The sequence below is a fragment of the Acinetobacter sp. AR2-3 genome, from assembly GCF_001878775.1.
GTDB lineage: Bacteria > Pseudomonadota > Gammaproteobacteria > Pseudomonadales > Moraxellaceae > Acinetobacter > Acinetobacter lwoffii_D.
Window position 1 is genome coordinate 17,596 of sequence record NZ_MJIQ01000059.1, and the last position, 24,225, is coordinate 41,820.

21 protein-coding genes are annotated in these 24,225 nt (G+C 42.8%); 14 read left to right on the top strand and 7 right to left on the bottom strand.

All coding sequences use genetic code 11. The features are described 5' to 3' along the window. Window positions 1-56: 56 nt before the first annotated feature. Window positions 57-1,058, bottom strand: a complete 1,002-nt coding sequence (locus tag BFN00_RS11175) for a glycosyl transferase family protein (RefSeq protein ID WP_004645572.1) — start codon at window positions 1,056-1,058, stop codon at window positions 57-59. Window positions 1,059-1,468: 410 nt separating this feature from the next. On the opposite strand from BFN00_RS11175, the gene BFN00_RS11180 reads away from it, so the two are divergent. Together BFN00_RS11180 and BFN00_RS11185 are read left to right on the top strand one after the other, a co-directional pair. Then, window positions 1,469-2,812, top strand: a complete 1,344-nt coding sequence (locus tag BFN00_RS11180) for a dicarboxylate/amino acid:cation symporter (protein WP_071851695.1) — start codon at window positions 1,469-1,471, stop codon at window positions 2,810-2,812. 159 nt (window positions 2,813-2,971) lie between these two features. Next, window positions 2,972-4,114, top strand: coding sequence for an acyl-CoA dehydrogenase family protein (locus BFN00_RS11185; protein ID WP_071851698.1), 1,143 nt, complete (start codon window positions 2,972-2,974; stop codon window positions 4,112-4,114). Between the two features lie 85 nt (window positions 4,115-4,199). On the opposite strand, the gene BFN00_RS11190 is transcribed toward BFN00_RS11185, so the two are convergent. Next, window positions 4,200-4,718, bottom strand: a complete 519-nt coding sequence (locus BFN00_RS11190; protein WP_005106495.1) for a DJ-1/PfpI family protein — start codon at window positions 4,716-4,718, stop codon at window positions 4,200-4,202. Between the two features lie 488 nt (window positions 4,719-5,206). Between BFN00_RS11190 and pheA the strand changes: the two genes are divergently transcribed. The 5 genes from pheA (at window position 5,207) to BFN00_RS11215 (ending at window position 10,716) form a co-directional block, all read left to right on the top strand. Next, window positions 5,207-6,316, top strand: a complete 1,110-nt coding sequence (gene pheA / locus BFN00_RS11195; RefSeq protein WP_004645570.1) for a prephenate dehydratase — start codon at window positions 5,207-5,209, stop codon at window positions 6,314-6,316. A 66-nt stretch (window positions 6,317-6,382) separates the two neighbouring features. Next, complete coding sequence (gene hisC / locus BFN00_RS11200) at window positions 6,383-7,474, top strand: histidinol-phosphate transaminase (RefSeq protein WP_071851700.1); 1,092 nt, start codon at window positions 6,383-6,385, stop codon at window positions 7,472-7,474. 3 nt (window positions 7,475-7,477) lie between these two features. Next, window positions 7,478-9,724: a bifunctional prephenate dehydrogenase/3-phosphoshikimate 1-carboxyvinyltransferase gene (locus tag BFN00_RS11205; RefSeq protein ID WP_071851702.1), complete on the top strand. Its 2,247-nt coding sequence runs from the start codon at window positions 7,478-7,480 to the stop codon at window positions 9,722-9,724. 99 nt (window positions 9,725-9,823) lie between these two features. Then, window positions 9,824-10,186: a hypothetical protein gene (locus tag BFN00_RS11210; protein ID WP_071851704.1), complete on the top strand. Its 363-nt coding sequence runs from the start codon at window positions 9,824-9,826 to the stop codon at window positions 10,184-10,186. After that, the gene (locus BFN00_RS11215; RefSeq protein WP_071851706.1) at window positions 10,174-10,716 is read left to right on the top strand and encodes a GNAT family N-acetyltransferase; all 543 of its coding nucleotides are present in this window, start codon (window positions 10,174-10,176) and stop codon (window positions 10,714-10,716) included. The genes BFN00_RS11210 and BFN00_RS11215 overlap by 13 nt, the downstream gene beginning before the upstream one ends. Before the next feature lie 31 nt (window positions 10,717-10,747). Here the strand turns inward: BFN00_RS11215 and BFN00_RS11220 are convergent, their stop codons facing one another. Then, window positions 10,748-11,380, bottom strand: a complete 633-nt coding sequence (locus BFN00_RS11220; RefSeq protein ID WP_004645565.1) for an alpha/beta hydrolase — start codon at window positions 11,378-11,380, stop codon at window positions 10,748-10,750. Window positions 11,381-11,503: 123 nt separating this feature from the next. Here BFN00_RS11220 and yaaA point away from each other — a divergent pair, with 123 nt between their 5' ends. From yaaA to BFN00_RS11245, 4 genes are all read left to right on the top strand, one after another. Then, window positions 11,504-12,286, top strand: a complete 783-nt coding sequence (yaaA, locus tag BFN00_RS11225; protein WP_071851709.1) for a peroxide stress protein YaaA — start codon at window positions 11,504-11,506, stop codon at window positions 12,284-12,286. Between the two features lie 1,178 nt (window positions 12,287-13,464). Further along, entirely contained in the window at window positions 13,465-14,787 is a 1,323-nt protein-coding gene (locus tag BFN00_RS11235) for an NCS2 family permease (protein ID WP_004645563.1), read from the top strand. Between the two features lie 76 nt (window positions 14,788-14,863). Continuing rightward, complete coding sequence (locus tag BFN00_RS11240) at window positions 14,864-15,865, top strand: adenosine deaminase (RefSeq protein WP_071851713.1); 1,002 nt, start codon at window positions 14,864-14,866, stop codon at window positions 15,863-15,865. Window positions 15,866-15,910: 45 nt separating this feature from the next. Continuing rightward, window positions 15,911-16,264 carry a hypothetical protein gene (locus BFN00_RS11245; RefSeq protein ID WP_004645560.1) on the top strand — a complete coding sequence of 118 codons (354 nt, stop codon included), beginning with the start codon at window positions 15,911-15,913 and terminating at the stop codon, window positions 16,262-16,264. A gap of 43 nt (window positions 16,265-16,307) precedes the next feature. Here BFN00_RS11245 and BFN00_RS11250 read toward each other — a convergent pair whose 3' ends face one another. Continuing rightward, on the bottom strand, window positions 16,308-16,871 hold the full coding sequence (locus BFN00_RS11250) for a cytochrome b (protein ID WP_026055720.1): 564 nt from the start codon (window positions 16,869-16,871) through the stop codon (window positions 16,308-16,310). 217 nt (window positions 16,872-17,088) lie between these two features. On the opposite strand from BFN00_RS11250, the gene BFN00_RS11255 reads away from it, so the two are divergent. Further along, window positions 17,089-17,460 (top strand): hypothetical protein, encoded by a 372-nt coding sequence (locus tag BFN00_RS11255; RefSeq protein ID WP_004278974.1) that lies wholly within the window; start codon window positions 17,089-17,091, stop codon window positions 17,458-17,460. Between the two features lie 59 nt (window positions 17,461-17,519). Beyond that, on the top strand, window positions 17,520-18,107 hold the full coding sequence (rnhB, locus tag BFN00_RS11260) for a ribonuclease HII (RefSeq protein WP_004278973.1): 588 nt from the start codon (window positions 17,520-17,522) through the stop codon (window positions 18,105-18,107). Between the two features lie 95 nt (window positions 18,108-18,202). Here rnhB and csrA read toward each other — a convergent pair whose 3' ends face one another. From csrA to alaS, 3 genes are all read right to left on the bottom strand, one after another. Further along, window positions 18,203-18,457 carry a carbon storage regulator CsrA gene (gene csrA, locus BFN00_RS11265; protein ID WP_004278972.1) on the bottom strand — a complete coding sequence of 85 codons (255 nt, stop codon included), beginning with the start codon at window positions 18,455-18,457 and terminating at the stop codon, window positions 18,203-18,205. Between the two features lie 250 nt (window positions 18,458-18,707). Then, on the bottom strand, window positions 18,708-19,988 hold the full coding sequence (locus BFN00_RS11270; RefSeq protein WP_004278971.1) for an aspartate kinase: 1,281 nt from the start codon (window positions 19,986-19,988) through the stop codon (window positions 18,708-18,710). Between the two features lie 64 nt (window positions 19,989-20,052). Continuing rightward, window positions 20,053-22,746, bottom strand: a complete 2,694-nt coding sequence (gene alaS, locus BFN00_RS11275; protein WP_171260798.1) for an alanine--tRNA ligase — start codon at window positions 22,744-22,746, stop codon at window positions 20,053-20,055. Between the two features lie 388 nt (window positions 22,747-23,134). On the opposite strand from alaS, the gene BFN00_RS11280 reads away from it, so the two are divergent. Then, window positions 23,135-24,157, top strand: coding sequence for a type I glyceraldehyde-3-phosphate dehydrogenase (locus BFN00_RS11280; protein WP_071851716.1), 1,023 nt, complete (start codon window positions 23,135-23,137; stop codon window positions 24,155-24,157). Window positions 24,158-24,225 lie beyond the last annotated feature (68 nt).

Sequence of the window (24,225 nt, forward strand, 5' to 3'; positions counted from 1 at the left end):
CAATTAAAAAAAGCATTGTTCATTCACTGAACAATGCTTTTTTCTTTTGCACAAGATTAAACCGTGTGGCGATTCGCCCATAAGATTTTGGCTTTTTGCATCGCAGCTTCAAAGCTGTCACACACGCCCATGGTATATAGCGCAATGCCCATAGTTTCTATCACTGCAATCTCGCCATAATCATGGCTTTGCTGACCGTCCCAGACAGCCTTAAATAGCGCCAGATCCAGTTCTTCTTCAATTGGACTGCGGTTGTCAGTGAGCTTTGGCAATTCATGCTCATAGAGCAGGCCATCTTTAATGCCACAGATGAGCGTTTTGGCATCCGGATTACGCTCGAATTCGCCCCCTTCACCTTTAATCACGGCACTATTTTTATAGCCTAAGCGGAAAGCCGCTTGCTGATGCGAACCACGATACGCTGGATGGAAAATTGCTTGCAGGGTCGCTTTGGCATTAAACGGATTGATCAGACGCGCCAGCGTATGAATCGGGGAGCGTAACCCCATGACATTACGCAGCGCAATCAAGTCTGCAAGAATCGGAGAAATCACTTCTAGCGGAATATAGGCAAAATGCTGTTGTTGCAGTTGCTGTTCAACCTCGGCATCATTTTGACAGATTGGATAGCCTAAGTAAGTCAGCACCTGTTCGGTGTAAACACGGTTCATGGTATGGCCTGAGGCACCATGCATCACAATATTATAACCATGCTTGGCCAGCGTCAGCGCTGCCAGAATAAACCATGGATAATGTTTGCGCTTGCCCGCATAGGACGACCAATCCAGATCGACATCCAGTTTTTTGAAACTCAGCTGGTCACGTGTCGCCTGTACGAAACCGGCCAACTCATCTACAGATTCTTCCTTGACCCGCAATAACATCAAGAATGCACCTAACTGCACATCCAGCACTTCATTTTTCAAAATCATACTGAAGGCTTGATAGGCTTCATCATAGCTGAGGGAGCGGGCGCCATTTTTCCCTTTACCCACAATGCGTACATATTGGGCAAAGGGATGTTCGAAATCTTTATAGATATTTCTTTTGGTATTCATAACTTTTTACAGCTTGCAGAAAATATTAATGTCAAGGGAGAGGGTGAAAATCCATAAACCTTTCAGTATACGTAAAACAATCAGTTAAATCTGATTATCGACTAATGTCTAATCCAATATTGATTAAAAAGCAAACAAGCGCATAATAAGTTATGCACATTTAGTATGAATATTCGGTAAAATTTAGGCAATTTTTAGAGTCTGTTTAATTTTTCTTAATCTCTTTCTCCCATTTAATACTTTGGTCTGATACTTGAGTGTCAGATTCAATGCATGGCTGATTATCATTTTTGAACATTCTCTTGAGCCTTTTGAGACTTGATCCGGTTCATCCTGAGAAGGGATGAAGAGGTCAGTATATTTCTCAAAATGGTCTTTCTTATTTTTGATATCGTTCAAGTAGATTTATTATGGCGAAACAACCAATTTATAAGTCACTGTATTTTCAAGTGATTGTGGCCATTATCGCAGGTATTCTGGTCGGGCATTTTTCGCCTAGTGGTACGCAAATTATCAATGGCGTAGAACAGCATGTCCCTGGCTTGGGCGAACAGCTTAAACCGCTTGGTGATGCATTTATCCGTCTGATTAAAATGATTATCGCACCTGTAATTTTCTGTACCGTAGTGAGCGGTATTGCAGGTATGGAAAGCATGAAATCAGTCGGTAAAACTGGTGGTGTGGCTTTACTTTACTTCGAGATCGTATCTACGATTGCTTTGGTCATCGGTCTGGTCGTGATTAACATTGTGAAGCCTGGTGTGGGCATGAACGTTGATCCTGCTTCACTGGATACCAGTGGCATTAGTAAATATGTCGCTTCAGGTGAGTCACAATCGACTATCGACTTCCTGATGAACATCATTCCAAATACGGTTGTGGGCGCATTTGCAGAAGGCGAAATCCTGCAAGTTCTATTGTTCGCGATCATTTTTGGTTTTGCACTGCATAAGCTAGGTGATCAAGGCAAGCCAGTCCTGAAACTCATCGACCAGATTTCACATGTGTTCTTCAATATCGTGAATATGATCATGAAACTTGCTCCAATTGGTGCATTTGGTGCGATGGCATTTACAATTGGTAAATATGGTATTGGTTCTCTTGCTCAGCTGGCACAGTTGATCATTTGTTTCTATGTTACCTGCGTACTGTTTATTTTCATCGTATTGGGCTCAATTGCGCGTTTCGCAGGGTTCAGCATCATGAAGATGATCCGCCTGATTCGCGAAGAACTTCTGATTGTACTGGGGACGTCATCTTCAGAATCAGTACTGCCACGTATGTTGAAGAAACTGGAACTTGCCGGTGCAGAGAAGTCGGTGGTAGGTCTGGTGATTCCAACTGGTTATTCATTTAACCTGGATGGTACGTCGATTTACTTGACGATGGCTGCAATCTTTATTGCGCAAGCAACCAATACGCAACTTGACTTGTCTCATCAAATTACCCTGCTTCTGGTACTTCTGATCTCATCTAAGGGTGCGGCAGGCGTGACTGGTTCAGGCTTTATTGTGATGGCGGCAACTTTGGCTGCTGTAGGGAATATTCCTGTTGCAGGTCTGGCATTGATTCTCGGTATCGATCGTTTCATGTCTGAAGCTCGTGCCTTGACCAATCTGGTCGGTAACTCTTTGGCGACTTTAGTGGTTGCGAAATGGGTGGGCCAGTTAGATATGGACAAGCTGAACTATGCTTTAGCAAATCCTGCAGAAATTGACGAAAAAATGGCACAAGAAGGCAATAACGCTCACTAATTTTGAGTCTGTCTTTCATGTCTAAAAGGGAAGCTTCGGCTTCCCTTTTTTATTGACTGTGAAGTTAGTAAAAAGATGAATGCCGGCACATGACAGGGAGCAGGAAAGTCGATAGTCTGTGAAAAGGAAACTAAAATGATAAACAACAAGGACAATAGAATGCTTGCCTACGATGCCGATCTAGAATTATTCCGCGATAATTTTAAACGCTTTATGAACGAACATGTCGCACCGTACTACGACCAGTGGGAACGTGAAGGTCTGATGCCGCGTTCAGTCTGGAATGCACTCGGTGAAAATGGCTTCTTGTGTGTCGATGTTCCAGAAGAATATGGTGGCTATGGGGTGCCGACCGATTATTCCTTGATGCTGATCGAAGAATCTGCACGTTCCGGATACAGTGCCATTGCCACAGGTCTGTCTTGTCATTCCGATATTGCAGCACCGTATATCCTGCATATTGGTACTGAAGAACAGAAAAAATACTGGTTACCAAAAATGGTCACCGGTGAAGTGGTCGGTGCGATTGGCATGACCGAGCCAGGTGCAGGTTCAGATTTGCAAGCCATGCGTACTAGTGCCATCTTGCAGGATGAATATTATCTGTTAAATGGCTCAAAAACCTTCATTTCCAATGGTCAGCATGCTGACTTGGTGGTGCTTGCGGTCAAAACCGATCCTCAAGCCCGAGCTAAAGGCGTTTCATTGCTGCTGGTCGATACCCATCTGGAAGGCTTTAAAAAAGGCACTAATCTGGACAAGATTGGTCTGCATGCTCAGGATACGTCTGAACTGTTCTTCGACAATGTTAAAGTGCCAAAGGACCAATTACTGGGTCAGCCGGGACAGGGATTTGCTTACCTGATGCAGGAATTGCCACGTGAGCGTACCGCCATCGCTGCCACCGCTCTAGGCGCCATTCGTGGCTCGATCGATGTGACCACACAATATGTGAAAGAGCGTCAGGCTTTTGGTCAGGCGATCGGTCAATTCCAGAATACTCGTTTTGTGTTGGCGCAAGCGAAAATTGATGAATTGGCAACTGCAGCATTTTATAACCAGAATCTTGAGCTTTATATGCAAGGGAAGCTGGATGTAGAAACTGCAGCGGCATTGAAAAGTTTTTCTACCGATATGCAGATGAAAATCGCGGACAATCTCCTGCAATTATTTGGGGGTTATGGCTATATGACTGAATATCCAATTTCACGTTTCTTCGTTGATGCGCGGATTCAGCGGATTTATGGGGGTACTAATGAAATCATGAAAGAGATAGTGGCACGTGGTCTGTTAGGACGTTAATAGCTCACTCATAAAAAAAGAGTCCCGAAGGACTCTTTTTTATAGGGGGAGAACATAGCCAAGATGGGAAATATTTTTTAAGACTTTATGATTTTAAAACATCCAAACATTCATGAATAAAAATGGGTAAATCATTGGGTAGGCGCGATGAAATCAACTGATTATTGTCATTCACCAGTTCTGCATCATAATACGTTCCACCGGCACGTTGTACGCGACTGGCATGCGCGCGAATACTGGTAATAATTCGATTTTTCAGCACATCTGCTTCACACAGTAATAATGATGCATCACATAAACTAAAGATGGTTTTCTTGGCTTGATTAAAAGCCTGGATAAATTGCAGCACCCGCATATCGGTAGATAAAGAAACTGCAGATTCACCGCCAGGAATCAGCAAGGCATCAAAATCATCAATACTGATTTGTTCGATGTCCCGGTCAATCGTCACTGCAGAACAGCCATGCAGACCATAGACCACTTTTCCTGCATTAAACTCAATATTACAGATGCTATGCTTTGCTTCCAGCAAGGCTGCTACGGGTTCAAGATATTCCTGATCTTCAAAATTATTCGTCAAAAGTACAGCTATTCTTTTTGGCATGACTGACACCCAAACGCTTGTTTTAAGTTAGACTATCTATGATTGGTTAAAAAATCGTCTCTGCTTTGTAATTGAGTAGTGATTTAATGTAAAAAAATAACTGAAATCAAAGAGAAGTCGATAAAAATGGGGTTGCAGAGTGTGCATTTTATTGTGAAATCTATCTTAGATATGAATGGTTCAAAAATGACGTGTGAAAAGTAATTATTTTAATTTTCTTATGCTTAAAACCGCTATATAGATTAAGAAATAGTGATATTTTATCTTCCTTAAAATCAGTTAATATGGAGAGGCAAAGTTTACAATTTAATAATGTAAATCAAGCAGAAAAGCTGAAGTAAATGTTACCAGATATGACCAAAAGCGATAAACGGTTAAAATCAACTGTATGTTTTTAAGACTTAATCTACCAATGTCATATTGCGTAACATTTGAAAGCTCACTATTGTTATACTGAACAGATAAGGTTTATGAAGGGCGACAGAACAATGATCAACGACGATCAAAACACCACGACTTCTCTTGATTTGGCAAAAATTCGTGAAGATATCGATTCTGTTGATCAGCAAATTCAGCAATTGATTAACCGTCGGGCACGTTTGGCTGAAGCTGTGGCAAAAGCAAAGTTTGCCTCAGAAGAGAATCCGCTGTTTTACCGCCCAGAACGTGAAGCTCAGGTTTTGCGTAATGTCATGGAACGTAATGAAGGGCCATTGTCTGATACCACCATGGCACGTCTGTTCCGTGAAATCATGTCGGCCTGTCTTGCACTTGAAGCTCCGCAAAGCATTGCTTTCTTGGGACCAGTCGGGACCTATACTCATTCTGCGGTACTCAAGCACTTTGGCCATGATGCTGTGGTTCGTCCTTTACCGACCATTGATGAAGTTTTCCGTGACGTGGAAGCGGGTAGTGCCCATTATGGTCTGGTGCCGGTAGAAAATTCCTCTGAAGGCGTGGTGAACCATACTTTAGACTGTTTCAAAACCTCGAACCTGAATGTGATTGGCGAAGTTGAATTACCGATTCACCATCAGTTCCTGATTTCTGAAAATACCCGTAAAGACAGCATCAAACAGATTTATGCGCATCAGCAGACTTTGGCACAGTGTCGTAAGTGGCTGGATGCTCATTATCCAGGTGTGGAACGTGTCGCTTTAAGTTCCAATGCGGAAGCAGCGCGCCGTATTCGTAATGAATGGCATTCTGCTGCGATTGCCTCTGAAATTGCTGCGAGTATCTATGATCTCGAAATCATGCATAGCAATATCGAGGACAATCCGGAAAATACCACACGCTTCCTGGTGATTGGTCGTGAAAAAGTGCCTCAAAGTGGTAATGACAAGACTTCATTACTAATCTCAGCGCATGATCGTGCCGGAGCTTTGCTGGAAATTCTGGCGCCGTTTGCCAAGCACAATATCAGTCTGACCAGTATTGAAACCCGTCCTGCACTTCCTGAAAAATGGGCTTATGTGTTCTTCATTGATCTTGAAGGCCATATTGAGCAGGAACACGTGAAAGCAGCCATTGAAGAAATTCGTCCTTTGGTCAAAGAAGTTCGCGTACTCGGTTCATATCCTGCAGCTGTACTTTAAGTCAGCTATCCGTGGTCAGGGCGAGGGTGCTGACCACTGTTTTATATTTAAAATTGGAAGTCTAAAATGTCGTTTGTTCCAGCTAATTCAGGCATCTCAAAATTAAAGCCATATCAACCGGGTAAGCCGATCAGTGAACTTGAGCGCGAGTTGGGGCTTACCGATATCGTCAAACTGGCTTCAAATGAAAATCCGCTGGGTTGTTCAGATAAAGTCAAAGAAGCGGTCGCTGCGGAAATTGCTGAAATTGGCCGTTATCCGGATGGTGGTGGTTTTATCCTGAAAGATCAGATCAAGGCCCAGTTTGGTTTTAATCACGATCAGATTACCTTGGGGAATGGTTCAAACGACTTACTGGAAATGTTTGCCCGCGCATTCGTTTCAGAAAATGATTCGGTGGTGTATAGCCAGCATGCTTTTGCAGTTTATGCATTGGTGACTCAAGCCATTAATGCACAAGCGATTGAAGTGCCAGCTAAAGGCTTTTCGCATGACTTGGAAGCAATGGCGGCTGCAATTCAAGACAATACCAAACTCGTCTTCATTGCAAACCCGAATAATCCAACAGGAACCTGGTTTGAAGAAGCTGAATTTGAAGCGTTCATGCAAAAAGTTCCTGCCAATGTCATCGTGGTTCTGGATGAAGCCTATGTGGAATATTTCCCGGAAAACTTCAACAGTCTGAAATTCTTGGCTCAATATCCAAACCTGATCGTTAGCCGTACTTTGTCGAAGTGCTATGGTTTGGCTGCACTACGTGTTGGTTTTGCTCTGGCTTCAGTAGAAGTGACGGATTATCTCAATCGTATTCGTCAGCCATTTAATGTCAACCATCTTGCGATGGTGGCTGCGGTGGCTGCACTGAAAGATGAAGATTTTATCGCGCGTTCTCGTGAAGTGAATAAAGCCGGTATGGCGCAACTTGAAGCTGGTTTTAAGGCTTTGGGTCTTAACTATGTGCCTTCACGTGCCAACTTTATCTTGGTAGATGTACAGGCAGACCCATCAGCAACCTTCAATGGTCTGCTCAAGCAAGGGGTGATTGTGCGTCCGGTCGGTATTTCTAATCACATTCGGGTATCGATTGGTACTGAAGCAGAAAATGCGAAATTCTTGAGCGCATTGGCTAAAGTACTCGGTTTAGAGGCAAAAGCTTAAACCATGTCGCAGCCACTGTTTGAAAAAGTTGCATTTATCGGGCTTGGACTGATTGGTTCAAGTCTGGCGCGTGTCATTCGAGCCGAGCATTTGGCCAATGACATTGTTGCATCGACACGTTCACAAAAGACTTTGGAAGATGCTAAATCTCTTGGCCTGATTTCCGAAGGTTATGCCGATCCTGTAGAGGCGGTCAAAGGTGCTGATCTGGTAGTGCTTGCATTGCCGGTACGTGCCACGCAAAAGGTGTTGGAAGCCATTCAGCCTTATTTATCTCCCAATACCATTATTACTGATGTTGGTAGTACCAAAGGTAATGTGGTCGATGCAGCGAAAGCGGTTTTTGGCGATGAACTGCCTGAAGGTTTTGTACCGGGCCATCCGATTGCAGGTGCCGAGCATACTGGGGTACATGCAGGTAAAGTTGATTTATTTGCCAATCACAAAGTGATTTTGACGCCACTGCCAAGCAGTGCAAACTGGGCCGTCGATAAACTGATTCAGCTGTGGCAAGCGGCGAAAGCCGAAGTGATTTGCATGGATGTCGACAAGCACGATGAAGTGCTGGCGCATACCAGTCATCTTCCGCATCTTATGGCATTCAACTTGGTTGAACAATTGGCCAAGCGTGAAGACAATTTAGATATATTTCGTTATGCTGCGGGTGGTTTTCGGGATTTCTCGCGAATTGCCGCCAGCGATCCACAAATGTGGCATGACATCTTTTTTGCTAATAAAAAAGCAGTTCTGAATGCTGTTGATGGCTTTGAACAGCAGCTCGCGATTATCCGCAAATTGATTGAAGATGAAGATTCCCACGCATTGATGGGCTTATTGGGTCATGCGCAGGCAGCTCGCCAGCATTTCAACCATATGCTCGCCAAGAAACCTTTCATGGAGAAAAATAAAGTGACACAACAATTTACCATTCAGCCGGGTGCCAAGAAATTTCAGGGTAAATTTACCGTGCCAGGTGACAAATCTGTGTCACATCGCTCGATCATGTTTGGTGCGATTGCAGAAGGTACCACACATGTGACCGGCTTTCTGGAAGGTGAGGATGCTCTAGCGACACTGCAAGCTTTCCGTGATATGGGTGTGAGCATTGAAGGCCCTAAAAATGGTGAAGTGACCATTCATGGTGTTGGCATGCATGGCCTTAAAGCGCCACAGTCTGCCATTTATATGGGCAACTCGGGCACTTCAATGCGTTTGTTGTCGGGTATGCTGGCTGCACAAAAATTTGATTCAGTCATGACTGGTGACGCATCTTTATCCAAGCGTCCAATGGAGCGTATTGCCAAGCCTTTACGTGAAATGGGTGCGCAAATTCAGACCACAGGTGAACGCGGTACACCACCTGTATCCATCACCGGCAATCAAAACCTTAAAGGGATTCAGTACGATTTGCCAATGGCCTCTGCTCAGGTGAAATCAGGGATTCTACTTGCAGGTCTATGGGCGGAAGGTGAAACTTCGGTGACTGAACCAGAACCAACACGCGACCATACTGAACGTATGCTGCGTGCATTTGGTTATGAAGTGAAAACCGAAGGTAATCGAATTTCCCTGCAAGGTGGCGGCAAGTTAGTGGGTACCAATATTCAAGTGCCTTCAGATATTTCTTCAGCAGCCTTCTTTATGGTGGGTGCGGCCATTACTGAAAATTCGGACGTCACCCTTGAAGCGGTAGGCATTAACCCGACCCGTACTGGTGTGATTGAAATCCTCAAGCAAATGGGTGCGGACATTACAGTTGAAAACGAGCGTATTGCGGGCGGTGAACCGATTGCAGATATTCGTATTCGTGGTACACGTACGCTCAAAGGCATTCATATGCCAGAAGATCAGGTACCATTGGCAATTGATGAATTCCCGGCGTTATTTATTGCAGCTGCATGTGCTGAAGGTCAGACGATTTTGACCGGCGCTGCCGAGCTTCGCGTGAAAGAATCGGATCGTATTCAGGTCATGGCAGATGGTCTTCAAACCATGGGTATTGACTGTACCCCAACGGACGATGGCATCATCATTGAAGGTAAGGGCAAGTCCGGTGACTGGTCGCCAATCTTTAGCGGTGGTGAAATTGAATCGCATCATGATCACCGTATCGCGATGAGTTTTTCAATTGCCGGTTTGCGTAATTCGGAGCAGATCAAGATTGTCGGTACTGAAACGGTCGCAACCAGTTTCCCGACCTTCACAGAATTAACCTCAATCGCAGGATTGCCAATTCAAGTGTCAGAATAATTTTTAAAATTATGTGAAACAGCCAAGCTTTTGCTTGGCTGTTTTGTTTATATTGCTTATGCTAAACCCATATAAGAAAAAAGCCATTTGGAAGTAGCGATGCGAAAATTAAAATTCATGGCCAATACCCAGAGCCAAACACCACGGGATGGTCAGGAAACCCAGGAATATGTAGCACATTTGCTTGCCGAAAAATTAGGCAAATATGGTTTTCAGACCTTAAGCCAAAGTGGAGCTCAGGTTGCCGTCAGCGTGGAAGAACATGCGCTGCCTTTATCGGTGAGTTGTGAAACCAGAGATGAACAAGGGCATCTGGTCTGTGAAATTGCCTCATATCCTGAAGAAGAACAGGACTGGCTGGATCGCATCACTGAAAGAAGCCTGCTTAATCAGCTTGCACAGGCAGTGGAAACCTCTCTAAAAGAGCAGGAAAGCTTTAGCGAGTTTGAATGGAAGAGCTAATTCAACAGACTCAACCAGCTTTGCCTACACTGCAAAGTAAACGCTTGATCCTGAATTGTTTTAAATCAGCCGATGCCAAAGAAACTTATGCTTCAATTACGCCGAGTTTGACACGTTTTATGGCGTGGGACCCACCACAATCTGAACAGGGATTTGCAACAGTCTGGCAAAATTGGCTGGAAAATATGACTGATTATAAAGAATATGTATTTGTGATCCGTCATATTGAAACACAAGAATTTATTGGGCTATGTGGTTTGCATCGACTTCATGATGAAATACCTGAAGTCGGTATTTGGATTCGTGAAACTGCACATGGTCATCATTATGGACATGAGGCAGTGCATTGTGTTGTGGCTTATGCTTTCAATACATTAGGGATTCAAGTTTTAAGCTACCCGGTAGCAGAAGAAAACTGGGCTAGCCGTAAAATTGCAGAACGCTTGGGCGGAAAAATTATCCGCTACATCGATAAGCCTAAATATCGGGCTGTGATGTATGAAATTTTTGCAGAAGATTTTGTCTTTTAATAAAAAACCCATCATCTGATGGGTTTTTTATTTAACCAAGCGCTAAGTACCGGGTCATTGCGATCCGCAATTGCTTTAAATATCCGGTAAAAAAATGATTGGCACCAGGTAATACGGTCACTAAATGGCGTTGTGGCTTTGCCCATTCAATCATATCTGAGAGCAAAGTCACTTCATCGGCTTCGCCATGAATGAACAGAATGTCGCCTTTAATTGCAGGTGTAACATAATGGCGAATACCAGCCACTGTTGCAGTCGGCAGACCACATAAAATGGTTTGCTTTGGTTGCAGTTCTACGGGTAAGGCTGCATAGCTTTTTGCCATGACATGCGCACCAAAACTAAAACCACCTGCATAAAAAGGCAGGGCAATATGCTGGTTACGAGCGAACCGAATGACTTCTAATACATCATCCGTCTCACCGAAGCCCTCGTCATGTATACCTTCACTTTGACCAGAACCACGGAAACTTGGACGATACACAATACAGCCACGTTCCAGATACATTTGTGCCAGTAAAACCGGAACCTTATGTTGTGGTGTACCGCCTTGCAATGGATGGGGGTGACAAACTACCGCGAATCCTTTCACTTCACCCTGAGGATAATCCACAAAAACTTCAATCTGACCCGCAGGCCCTTGAAGAAAAATTTGCTCGGGCATATAAAAACCGATGATTAACAGGAGAATCGTGCATTTTAACGATTATGGTGAATAAAAACATGAATTGGAATTAAAATAAGCAGACTGATATAGTTTGATTAATCATTTTTTGACCAGGTTGCCATGCTCGCTTTAATTTCTCCAGCCAAAACTCTCGATTACGATACTCCATTACCGACTGACCAATTTACTCAAGCGAGATTATTAGAACATTCACAGGACTTGATCAACGTTTGTCGCACACTTTCTGCAACAGAAATTTCCAGCTTAATGAGTGTTAGTGAAAAAATTGCCACTTTAAATACCGCACGTTTTAATGACTGGCAACCGGATTTTAATTTAGCCAATGCCCGTCAGGCGATTTTTGCATTTAAAGGCGATGTGTATACAGGTCTGGATGCCTATAGTTTAAAACATGAAGATCTGCACTATGCACAAGACCGTTTACGCATGTTGTCTGGATTATATGGACTCTTACGTCCCTTGGATTTGATGATGCCGTACCGTCTGGAAATGGGAACCAAATTGGCCAATTCCCGCGGGCATAACCTATATGACTTCTGGGCACATCACATTACTGATGTGATTAATCAGGATCTAGCAGCAGCAAATTCTGAAATCCTGGTGAATATCGCCTCTGATGAATATTACAAATCAGTCAACGAGTGCAAAATTCAGGCAGACATTATCAAGCCGGTATTTCTGGATCAGAAAAATGGCAAATATAAAGTGATCAGTTTCTATGCCAAAAAAGCACGCGGTCTCATGGCGCGTTTTATGATTGAAAATAAAATTGATCGTATAGAGGGGCTAAAAGCTTTTAATACTGATGGCTATTATTTTGATGCAGACAGTTCACTCAAAGGAGAACTGGTGTTCAAGCGTGATGAACAACTGAGTGCATAAATGAGATGATTCCCAGTATCCAGCATGAGGATATGTATGCCGGATATTGGGATGTCTTTATCATGGTTAGCTTCTTAACTAGTGTTCAACGATTTGACTCTATGATGAGTGAAGTGTGGATGAACTGCATAATGAAAACTTCAAGATAGTTAAAAATAAAAAATATCGTTAAACACTTTGAAATCCCTTGCAAAATCTCCCTTATTTAGATCATTTTATTTTAAAAATTAAAGTTGAGCATTCTTGGAAAAGGCCGATAAAATAAACCGAAATAAGTTCTATTGAATAGGTTAGATTTCATTTATCTACATATTTTAATTTTGAATAAACTTCTTTTAGGGTGTTTAAAAAATATATTAAATTCAATTATTTAGTTTTTTTAAAAGGGTTTTTAATAGGATCGATTTTTTGAAAAAAGAATTATAAATTAATTAAGTATTAATAAATAAAACGACATAAAATTAATATTTAGAGGATAAATAAATGCCTTCTATCGGGTTAAATGTAAACTATGTCACAAGTTTGTTAGGTTTTTTGTTAGCATAATTGCATAGTGTTACAAAGCAGCATAATAAAAATGAAAATATATGCTATCCCTGTTTTTGCCTTAATGATCAGTTTATTAGGATTTTGTGTCCATAAACAGTCAGAAATCAGAAAATATGAAAAGATCCGTCATGTCTTGAACGATGGACGTGATTCAAGCAAATTGCTGGAATCCAATCGGCATCGACATTAAGCAGGTTATATATCTTCCTCCCGCCAATTGGGCTGGATTAATAAAATTAAAACCATAATAAATATAATAAAATTTTTTAAATATTCACCTGGAATATATTAATTTCTAATAAAGTGTAAAATCAAATAAGCAATAAGAAATCAATGTGTTATAATTTGCCAACGATCAGGATGAAGCAGAATTCATCTTGTTAAGCATTTGATTTAAATCGAGAAAATAAAGCTGCATAAAGGTTATGCAGCTTTTTTGTTTAGATTTTTTTTGGGTTTTTATAGCATAGCCCTGGGGCTGTAAGCTGTTCCAACATTTTAACCCGTCAAATGGCTATGCTGGCATATTCGTTGCTAACACATCCTTAAAATTGATGAATTTTTTTATAAAATTTCATTTATTTGACGGCTTGCTTAAAGCATAAAGTTTACTCAATAGGGGCTAGGTCATGACGACTCCTAATCCATCTTCAGAAAGTATGCTTGAACGTCTGTTTAAACTGAGTGAAAACAAAACCAGTTTCCGTACAGAAGTTCTTGCTGGTGTGACAACATTCTTAACGATGTGTTACATCATTATTGTCAATCCGATGATTTTGTCCGAAACGGGGATGGATCATGGGGCTGTCTTTGTAGCAACCTGTCTTGCAGCCGCGATTGGCTGTTTAGTCATGGGCTTGATTGCAAATTATCCAATTGCACTTGCACCAGGCATGGGCTTAAATGCCTTCTTTACCTATTCCGTCTGTTTGGGAATGGGTGTGCCTTGGCAAACAGCACTCGGGGCTGTGTTTATCTCCGGTCTTGTGTTTATTGCGATCAGCATGTTCAAAATCCGTGAAGCCATTGTAAATGCGATTCCAATGTCGCTGAAACTGGCCATCGGTGGTGGTATTGGCTTATTCCTTGCGCTGATTGCTTTGAAAAATGCCGGCCTGATTGTGGATAATCCTGCTACGTTGGTAGGTTTGGGCGATTTAAAACAACCATCGGTTTTGCTTGCATTATTTGGTTTCCTTCTGGTTGTTGTGATGCATCACTTTAAAGTGCGTGGTGCGATCATCATCAGTATTTTGGTGTTAACCGGTATTTCAGCAGCATTGGGTCTGAGTGAATTTAAAGGTGTGGTTGGCGCAGTGCCATCGATTGCACCCACATTTATGCAAATGAGCTTTGAAGGTCTGTTCACTGCCAGTTTAATTGGCGTGATTTTTGTCTTCTTCCTGGTCGATTTATTCGACTCAACCGGTACGCTTGTAGGTGTTTCACACCGTGCAGGCTTGTTGAAAGATGGCAAACTGCCGCGTTTGAAAAAAGCACTTTTTGCGGACTCTTCTGCAATTGTTGCAGGTGCAGCGCTGGGTACATCTTCAACTACGCCATACATTGAATCTTCTGCGGGCGTAGCAGCCGGTGGCCGTACAGGTCTAACTGCTGTTGTAGTCGGTATCCTGTTTGTTGCCTGTTTGTTCCTTGCACCATTGGCACAGTCTGTACCAAGCTTTGCAACAGCACCAGCGCTGTTATTTGTCGGTGTCTTAATGATTCAAGGTATCGTGCATATTGACTGGGAAGATATTACAGAAGCAGTTCCTGCATTTTTAACCATTGTATTTATGCCATTTACCTATTCAATTGCTGATGGTATTGCGATGGGCTTCATCAGCTATGCACTGATCAAATTGTTAACCGGTAAGGCATCAACTGTACCGTATATGGTCTGGATTATTGCAGTACTATGGACGCTTAAATTCGCACTATTTGGCGGCTAATTTTTCTAGATTTGGAAAGGGTGTAAACTCAGTTTGCACCCTTTTTTTATTATTTTAGGTTTCATGAGGAGAAGCGATGAACCGTCTTGAGTTGATTCGAGCTTTGCCAAAGGCCGAGCTTCATGTTCATATTGAGGGCACTTTTGAGCCTGAGCTAATGTTTGCGATCGCTCAGCGTAATAAAATTGCCATCCCGTATAAATCTGTTGAAGAAGTTAAACAGGCCTATAACTTTCATAATCTTCAGTCCTTCCTGGATATTTATTATGCCGGCGCTGCTGTACTGATTTATGAACAGGATTTTTATGATCTGGCGTGGGCGTATTTTGAAAAATGTGCTGAAGACCGGGTCGTGCATACTGAAATGTTCTTTGATCCACAAACCCATACCGATCGTGGCGTTGCTTTTTCAACCGTGATCAACGGCTTGCAAAGAGCTTGTGATGATGCCAAAGCTAAACTGGGTATCAGTTCACATCTGATTATGTGCTTCTTGCGTCATTTAAGCGAAGATGCTGCATTTGCAACACTGGAACAGGCTTTGCCTTATAAAGACCAGATTATTGCGGTCGGTCTGGATTCAAGTGAAGTCGGGCATCCACCTTCAAAGTTTGAACGTGTCTTTGCTAAAGCGCGTGAAGCAGGTTTCTTGGTTGTAGCACATGCAGGTGAGGAAGGTCCGGCAGCTTATGTCTGGGAAGCTTTAGATTTACTGAAAGTGAATCGTATTGATCATGGGGTTCGTTCGGAAGAAGATCCGGAGTTAATGCAGCGCCTGATCGCAGAAAAGATGCCACTGACAGTTTGCCCATTGTCAAACCTGAAACTCTGCGTCGTGGATGATATGCAGCAGCATAATATCCGTTGCCTCTTGCAACAAGGCGTGCACGTTACAGTCAATTCAGATGATCCATCTTATTTTGGTGGTTATATGAATGACAATTTTATTGCCATTGCTGAAGCACTGGATTTAAGCAATGAGGAACTCAAACAGTTGGCCATTAACTCATTTGAAGCCTCTTTTATTACCGATACTGAAAAAGAGCAATGGATCAACCAGATCCGTGCCCTGGTTTAAGTTTTTAAATAAAAGGCAGGGTTCGCTCTGCCTTTGTTTTTATAGATGGATATGAAATTGAAAAATATAATTCTGCTCATCAGTAGCGTGTTGATATCTGCTTGCTCAAATGCGGATATGACTTTGACACAGCGTACTTTAAAACCCGTGATTGAATACCAATGTGCAAAAGAATTGAAAGCATCTAAATTCTGGACTGCCTCGACCTATTTTATGCAGGACAAAAATAAAGCTGAACTTGAACAGAATGTCTGTTCATGTGTAGGTGAGCATGCACTCAAGGATATTCCGGCAAGCACTTTACTGAAAGCGACTCTGGATGAAGAAGTAAAGTCAAAACTCACGCAACAGGCTATTGCAAACAGTCTGAAAGGCTGCATGACCGAGTTCTTAAAATAAAATCAGCTTTGCAATGAAAGCTGATTGAGTGTGGTTTTGCAGATTATTTTTTAGAAGATTTGGATTGTCGGGTCATGCTGTTGAGTACATGATCTTTATCGATAAAATGATGTTTCAGTGCTGCGAAAATATGTCCAACTAAAAGTAAGCCAACTGCCCAGGAAAGCCAGATATGCAGGGGTTTTACGATCGCGGTTACAGCCGGATTTTCTGCAATCAGTGCCGGCAGGTTAAATAAATATAGCACTGGTGCTGGATAGCCCAGACTCCAGCTATATAAACAGCCGGTGACAGGTAGAGCAATCAGCATAAAATACAAAGCCAGATGACCTGCATGTGCCAAAGTTTTCATCCGGGGTGACATAGTGTCCGGTAGTTCAGGGGCAGGATGGGTATAACGCCAGAAAATTCGCACAACCAACAGGAAAATAATGGTGGTGGCGATATTTTTATGCAGGGTGATGACATCGCCTTTAAAGCTGCCATCGACCTCATAACTTAAAAAATTCCCACTATAAAAACCAATCAGCCAGGCCGCAATAAAGATAACTGCCATGATCCAGTGCAACCATTGTGCCGTGCGCGTGTAATATTGTACTTTTTCCATGTGATTTTCGATTGCCCTCAAAGATGGATGCACCTTAGCAAAGGGCGAATCAGCCCAGCAATTCCAAATCTGCAACGCTATGGTGGCTTTCATGCAACATCCATTGAAATGGCTGGGTGCAGATTAAACATTCAGGATGATTTATAGATTTCTTATTCAGGTGAATTTCGGCACAATAGCGTCACGCTTCATATATGAATAAACAAGGAACAGATCTGTGAAAAAATTATTGGCTGCACTTGCTCCGCTTACTTTGGTTTTATCGGCTTGTGCAACAACAGGCAGCCCTGAAACGCAAACCACGACTCAACAGCTGGGTGGGGCTGCGCTTAAAATCGCGATCAATGCAAAATGTACGACTGAGCTGAATAATATTCCAGCATGGCAAACAGCTACACGTCTAATGACTACGACCCAAAAGCAGAATATCCAGACTGAAATTTGTGGCTGTGTCAGCGAAAAAGCACCCCAAAGCGTAACAGCGGTAGATTTGGCGACTGCAGCGATTGACCCGGCAGCACGTGCGACGATTGTCGGCAATGTGGTTGCAAAAACCATTAACGCTTGTGTAGCTGAAGCTGTAAACTAAGCCAAGATTAAATTGAAATAGGCTGACTGGTTCAGCCTATTTTTTATGGAAAAATAGACATGAAGATTGCTGGTGTAGATGAAGCAGGGCGTGGGCCATTAGTGGGTTCGGTGGTCGCTGCGGCAGTTATTTTGGATCCGAACAACCCGATTGAGGGTTTAAATGATTCTAAAAAACTCACTGAAAAGAAGCGTGAAAAACTTTTTATCGAGATTCAGGAAAAAGCGCTGGCATGGGCCATTGCTGAGGCTTCTGCGGCAGAGATTGATGAACATAATATTTTGCAAGCTTCTTTGCTGGCCATGCGCCGTGCTGTAGAAGCTTTGCCAGTTCAGCCTGAGCATGTATTGGTCGATGGCAACAAGATTCCACAGGGCCTTGCTATGAGCTGTGATGCCGTGGTGGGTGGTGATGCACTGCATGCTGAAATTTCAGCAGCCAGTATTCTGGCGAAAGTAACCCGTGATCATCAGATGATCGAGATGGACCAGAAGCATCCGCAATTTGGCTTTGCCAAGCACAAGGGTTATCCGACCAAGGCACATTTTGAAGCGATTGCCTTACATGGCGTGATTGATGAGCATCGTCGCAGTTTTGGGCCGGTAAAAAAGGTGATTGCAGCATTACAGCAGGGTGCAGAACTTTAAGTTTTATTTTAAATTATCTAAGTATTTAATATTTTTGTATAAAATTTAGACAAATTTAAAGCGGCTCAAAAGCCGCTTTATTCTTCACACAAACATTAACGGTTAAAGTTATTTTGTGTCTGGCTATCGTCTTCATAAGAAGGTTGGTAATCTTGATCGATATGTTGAAGATGTTCATGCATTGCACGTTCATGCTGGATACGCTGGTAAATCTCTTCACGGTGCACAGAGACTTCTTTCGGAGCATTTACCCCGATACGAACCTGGTTACCTTTTACACCAAGCACAGTCACACTGACTTGATCACCAATCATTAAAGTTTCCCCGACGCGTCGAGTCAGAATCAGCATGTTTTTCTCCTTGCAAAATGCAAAACCTGCAATCTATTGAATATAAAACAAAAAGCACAACCAAAAATTACAAAATAAGATCTGGATAGAAATTCTGTCATCTGGGTGAAAGATTTTAATCTATCTCAGCTGGTTAAAAATCCTCAGGCTTAATATAACAGAGCCACTATAAAAAAAACTATAGTGGCTCTGCATTTTTGTAGACTTTTATAAAATACTGTCAAACAATGACAATATTCTATCTTAACGCTTAAGCACGTGCGCTAGATTCGCCTTGTTCACGGTCTAAACCGAATGCGGTATGCAATGAACGAACCGCAAGTTCAAGATAATTTTCTTCAATGATCACAGAAATCTTGATTTCAGACGTCGAGATCATCAGGATGTTAATACCTTCATCTGCCAATGCTGTAAACATTTTGCTCGCTACACCGGCATGTGAACGCATACCGACACCTACGATCGATACTTTTACGATATCTGAACGGGTCGCAACTTCACGTGCACCAATTTCTTGAGCAGTTGCTTCAAGAATAGCTTTGGCTTTATTTAATTCGCCACGGTTCACAGTAAAAGTGAAATCAGTTGTACCATCTTCTTCAACGTTCTGGATAATCATATCCACTTCAACATTGGCATCACCAATCGGGCACAAAATTTTAGAAGCAATACCCGGTTCGTCAGGCACGCCTAAAATAGTTAATTTTGCTTCGTCACGGTTAAATGCGATACCGGAGATAATTGGCTGTTCCATATTGTCTTCCAATTCAGTCGTAATAAGTGTACCAACGTTTTGCTTAAACTCTTCGTCGAATGCGCCATCGTTGTCATTGTCGAAACTTGATAATACGCGTAAAGGCACCTGGTATTTACCAGCAAATTCAACTGAACGAATTTGCAGGACTTTAGAACCGAGTGACGCCATCTCAAGCATTTCTTCAAATGAAATACGATCAACTTTTTTTGCTTTTGGTGCAACACGTGGATCGGTGGTATATACACCGTCAACGTCGGTATAAATTTGGCATTCATCTGCTTTGAGTGCGGCAGCAATTGCAACACCTGAAGTATCAGAACCGCCACGCCCTAAAGTAGTGGTATTGCCATGTTCATCAAAACCCTGGAAACCGGCAACGACAAGTACGCGGCCTGCATCCAGATTTGAGTTCAGGACTTCAGTATCAATGGATTCGATACGTGCCTTATTGAATGAGCTGTCGGTTTTCATGCCAACCTGGCGACCTGTTAGTGATTTTGCTTCAACTCCAATTGAGTTCAGCGCCATTGCTAACATAGAAATCGTAACCTGTTCACCCGTAGATACCATTTGGTCTAGTTCACGTGGGTCAGGGGTTTCGGTAATGGCCTTCGCTAAAGCAAGTAGACGATTGGTTTCGCCACTCATTGCTGATACCACTACCACTACCTTGTGGCCGTGGTCATGCCAGCGCTTTACACGACGAGCAACATTTAAAATGCGCTCGGGAGTACCCATAGAGGTACCGCCATATTTTTGAACGATTAATGCCATAGTTGTTCCATATAAGCCATGACCCTGATGTACCTATCAGGGTCAGTTACACAAAATTGAAGTTTTATTTTGCCGCAAGCCAGGCAGTTAAATCTGCCATCACTGGAGCAAACTTCTCGTTAAGTGGCGCGCCACCTTGTGCCAAGTCAGGTTTACCACCACCTTTACCACCTAGCTCAGTTGCCAAATGTTTGATGATGTCACCTGCTTTAATAGAAGCAGTAAAGTCTTTTGCTACAGATGCGATTAAGCTCACCTTGTCACCCTCTACACCTGCCAGAACAATCACTGCATTTTCTAATTTTGATTTCACACCGTCGTGCAGGTTGCGTAGTGCTTTTGCATCCATGTTTTCAACAGTTGTAATCAAGGTTGCACGACCTGCAATGCTTTGAACTTGGCTTAGAAGTTCACCAGCTTGCAGGCTAGCAAGTTTTTGATTGAGTTGTTCGATCTGTTTCTGCAAGCTCGATGCAGTATCAACCAGTGCTTCAACTTTTTCTAAAGTCTGGTCTTTTTGCGCTTTGAGCAAACCGTTAATCGTATTGATATCGCGATCGGCTTTTTGCGCAACTTCAACTGCTTTAGTGCCTGTTACTGCTTCAATACGACGTACACCGGCTGCCACACCACCTTCAGAGGTGATTTTGAACAGACCGATATCACCGGTACGTTTTACGTGAATACCACCGCAAAGTTCGATTGAGAAGTTTTTCTCTTCAATCACTGAACCCATAGACAGTACACGTACTTCGTCACCATATTTCTCACCAAACAGCATCATCGCGCCTTTAGCCTTCGCAGACTCGATATCCAGAAGTTCAGTAGACACCGCAGTATTGGCAATCACTTCAGCATTGACCAAGCGTTCAATTTCTTGCAGCTGTTCAAAGCTTACAGGCTGGTCGTTGGCAAAGTCAAAACGTAACACATCAGATGCAACCAATGAACCTTTTTGCTGTACATGTGAACCTAGAATTTGACGTAACGCAGCATGTAGCAGGTGAGTCGCAGAGTGGTTACGTGCTGTTGCTGCACGAATGTCTGCTTTAACCTTTGCTTCTACATTTTGAGTAACTTTTAAGTTACCCATCGTCACGATCCCTTGGTGTACAAATGCACCACCAGATTTTTTGGTATCTTGCACTTCGAAAATACCAGTATCGTTTTTAAAGATACCTGTATCACCGATTTGACCACCGCTTTCTGCGTAGAAAGGTGTTTGGTTAAGTACGATCAGTGCTTCGTCGCCTTCAACCACTTCGTCAACTTGCTCGCCATCTTTGTAGATTGCGATGATTTGACCTTCACCTGCAGTTGCGTCATAACCCTCAAATTGAGTTTCGCCTTCAACTTTAACTACGCTGTTGTAGTCGATCGCGAATTTACCTGCATCACGTGCGCGTTGACGCTGTGCAGCCATTTCAGTTTCGAAACCAGCTTCATCAATAGTTAAGTCACGTTCACGTGCGATATCCGCAGTTAAGTCAGTCGGGAAACCGTAAGTGTCGTAAAGTTTAAATACCACTTCGCCCGGAATCACAGAACCTTTTAACTGTGCCAATTCGCCTTCAAGCAATTTCAAACCTTGCTCAAGTGTTTTGGCAAATTGTTCTTCTTCTTTAAGAAGTTGTGCTTCGATACGTGCTTGTTGAGCAGCAAGTTCAGGGTATGCATCGCCCATCACTTCGATCAGTGGCTTCAACATTTTGTGGAAGAACGAACCTGTTGCGCCTAATTTGTTACCATGACGTACTGCACGACGGATAATACGACGCAGTACATAACCACGACCTTCATTCGATGGGTTTACGCCATCAGCAATCAGGAATGAACATGAACGTGCATGGTCAGCAACGACTTTCAATGAAGCAGGATACTGAACTGGTGTGCCTTTCTCAGCAGCTTCAGCTTCAAGCGCTGTAGTATCCAGACCAATAATTTCAGCCGCAGCTTTAAGTAAATGCTGGAATAAGTCAATTTCGTAGTTTGAGTTGACGTGCTGTAAAACAGCAGAAATACGCTCCAAGCCCATACCTGTATCTACAGAAGGTGCTGGAAGAGGGTGCAGTACGCCATCCGCAGTACGGTTGAACTGCATGAAAACGTTGTTCCAGATTTCAATGAAACGGTCGCCATCTTCTTCAGGAGAACCCGGTAGGCCACCCCAGATGTGATCGCCATGGTCAAAGAAGATTTCAGAACATGGACCACAAGGACCTGTGTCACCCATTGCCCAGAAGTTATCAGATGCGTATTGACCGCCTTTGTTGTCACCAATACGAATAATGCGAGAAGCGTCTAGACCGATTTCTTTGTTCCAGATGTCGAATGCTTCGTCGTCTGTATGGTAAACGGTTGCATAGAGTTTATCTTTAGGAAGACCAAGCCATTCTTCGTTAGTCAAAAAGTCCCAGGCAAATTTGATCGCATCACGTTTGAAGTAATCACCAAATGAGAAGTTACCCAACATTTCAAAGAAAGTGTGGTGACGTGCTGTATAACCCACATTGTCCAAGTCGTTGTGCTTACCACCTGCGCGTACGCATTTTTGTGATGACACTGCACGTACATAATCGCGTTTTTCTAGACCTAAGAAGCAATCTTTAAACTGGTTCATACCAGCATTGGTGAACAGCAAAGTTGGGTCATTGGCAGGTACTAGAGAACTCGACGCGACACGTGTATGCCCTTGCGATTCAAAGTAACGCAAAAATGCTTCACGAATTTCAGCTGATGTCATAAAACGAGTACTCACAACCAAGTCACTCCATAATTTCCGATTTGGCTAAAACACCACAGTCTGACAAGCATACAAGAGCTCTGCTGCAATGCGGGGCTTAAAAATTTAAAACGCCAAATTATAACGGAAAAAGCAGTATGCACCAATCATTTTAAAACCAATTGCTAAGGATTTATTTACTCAGGTTTTTTGCTGAATAATTAAATTGAATTTTCCCGAAGCAGAATTCGTGGATATCCATCACTTTAAAAAATAAACGGAATTTTAAGTGATCCGAATACAGACAGATGGATCAGAAATAAAATAATCGAAAATCAGTATTTTTACTGAATTTTTTAATATACGGCGCAAGAAATCCTTTAACATAGAAGAATTTTAAAATAGGTATATATAAGGTCGAGTCATGCAACGAGTGGCAATCAATGGATTTGGGCGTATTGGACGGAATGTACTGCGCGCATGGTTTGAAAATCCGAAAGATTTTAATTTTGAAATCGTTGCCATTAACGATATTGCTGATGTTGAAACCCTAATTCATCTGTTTAAATATGATTCGACCCATGGCCGTTTTCCGGGGCAGGTGGATCTCAGCTATGATGCTGAACATATCTATATGCATATCAGCTATCAGGATGCCGCTTTAAAAGTACAGGTTTTGTGTGAGTCGCAGCCGGCTAAGTTGCCTTGGCAAAACTTGGCGGTAGATGTAGTGCTTGAATGTACTGGACTGTTCCGTTCTCGTGAAGCCGCGACCCAGCATATTGGAGCAGGGGCGAAACGTGTGATTATCGGCGCAGCACCTTTTGATACGGTCGATGCCGCAATTGTCTATGGTGTCAATCATCATGAAGTCAAAGCATCGGACCAGATCATTTCCAGTGTTTCTTGTACTACACAGGCTTTGGTGCCACTGGTCAAAATTGTCGATGATGCTTTTGGCATCACTAGCGCCCTGATGACTGAAATCCATGCGGTGACCGCAGATCAATCTGTGCTGGATCATGCGCATCGTGATTTGCGTCGTGCACGTGCTTCAGGCCATAACATCATTCCTACGACTTCGAGCGCACTCGGTGCCTTAAAGCGTGTCATGCCAAAAATGGAAGATCGTATTGATGGTTATTCAATTCGGGTGCCGACCATTAATGTGGCCGCGATTGATTTGACCTTTGTCTCCCAGTCGCCGATTACCGATCACAAGCTGAATGAAGTGCTGATCAAGGCTGCTCAGCAGGATTTTGCGGAAATCATGGCTGTGACGGATGAGCCATTGGTATCGAGTGATTTTAATCATTCCCCATATTCATTGATTGTGGATTTGACCCAGACTCTAGTCGTTGGGCATCAAGCCAAAGTCTTTGCCTGGTACGATAACGAGTGGGGCTATGCCAACCGTCTGCTGGATTTATGTGAATCATTTCATTAAGTTCGGGTTATCTAAACCTCAAAAGCACCAAGACACGGTGCTTTTTTCTTGCCTGTAAATATTCTGCA

What these genes read in the sequence shown, in the direction of transcription:
- yaaA (WP_071851709.1), top strand. Translation starts at nt 11,504, where the DNA reads ATGCTCGCTTTAATTTCTCCAGCCAAAACTCTCGATTACGATACTCCA.
- BFN00_RS11210 (WP_071851704.1), top strand. Translation starts at nt 9,824, where the DNA reads ATGCGAAAATTAAAATTCATGGCCAATACCCAGAGCCAAACACCACGG.
- BFN00_RS11175 (WP_004645572.1), bottom strand. Translation starts at nt 1,058, where the DNA reads ATGAATACCAAAAGAAATATCTATAAAGATTTCGAACATCCCTTTGCC.
- BFN00_RS11205 (WP_071851702.1), top strand. Translation starts at nt 7,478, where the DNA reads ATGTCGCAGCCACTGTTTGAAAAAGTTGCATTTATCGGGCTTGGACTG.
- BFN00_RS11180 (WP_071851695.1), top strand. Translation starts at nt 1,469, where the DNA reads ATGGCGAAACAACCAATTTATAAGTCACTGTATTTTCAAGTGATTGTG.
- BFN00_RS11280 (WP_071851716.1), top strand. Translation starts at nt 23,135, where the DNA reads ATGCAACGAGTGGCAATCAATGGATTTGGGCGTATTGGACGGAATGTA.
- BFN00_RS11190 (WP_005106495.1), bottom strand. Translation starts at nt 4,718, where the DNA reads ATGCCAAAAAGAATAGCTGTACTTTTGACGAATAATTTTGAAGATCAG.
- BFN00_RS11245 (WP_004645560.1), top strand. Translation starts at nt 15,911, where the DNA reads ATGGATATGAAATTGAAAAATATAATTCTGCTCATCAGTAGCGTGTTG.
- BFN00_RS11250 (WP_026055720.1), bottom strand. Translation starts at nt 16,871, where the DNA reads ATGGAAAAAGTACAATATTACACGCGCACGGCACAATGGTTGCACTGG.
- BFN00_RS11185 (WP_071851698.1), top strand. Translation starts at nt 2,972, where the DNA reads ATGCTTGCCTACGATGCCGATCTAGAATTATTCCGCGATAATTTTAAA.
- BFN00_RS11270 (WP_004278971.1), bottom strand. Translation starts at nt 19,988, where the DNA reads ATGGCATTAATCGTTCAAAAATATGGCGGTACCTCTATGGGTACTCCC.
- BFN00_RS11235 (WP_004645563.1), top strand. Translation starts at nt 13,465, where the DNA reads ATGACGACTCCTAATCCATCTTCAGAAAGTATGCTTGAACGTCTGTTT.
- pheA (WP_004645570.1), top strand. Translation starts at nt 5,207, where the DNA reads ATGATCAACGACGATCAAAACACCACGACTTCTCTTGATTTGGCAAAA.
- rnhB (WP_004278973.1), top strand. Translation starts at nt 17,520, where the DNA reads ATGAAGATTGCTGGTGTAGATGAAGCAGGGCGTGGGCCATTAGTGGGT.
- BFN00_RS11240 (WP_071851713.1), top strand. Translation starts at nt 14,864, where the DNA reads ATGAACCGTCTTGAGTTGATTCGAGCTTTGCCAAAGGCCGAGCTTCAT.
- BFN00_RS11220 (WP_004645565.1), bottom strand. Translation starts at nt 11,380, where the DNA reads ATGCCCGAGCAAATTTTTCTTCAAGGGCCTGCGGGTCAGATTGAAGTT.
- BFN00_RS11215 (WP_071851706.1), top strand. Translation starts at nt 10,174, where the DNA reads ATGGAAGAGCTAATTCAACAGACTCAACCAGCTTTGCCTACACTGCAA.
- hisC (WP_071851700.1), top strand. Translation starts at nt 6,383, where the DNA reads ATGTCGTTTGTTCCAGCTAATTCAGGCATCTCAAAATTAAAGCCATAT.
- csrA (WP_004278972.1), bottom strand. Translation starts at nt 18,457, where the DNA reads ATGCTGATTCTGACTCGACGCGTCGGGGAAACTTTAATGATTGGTGAT.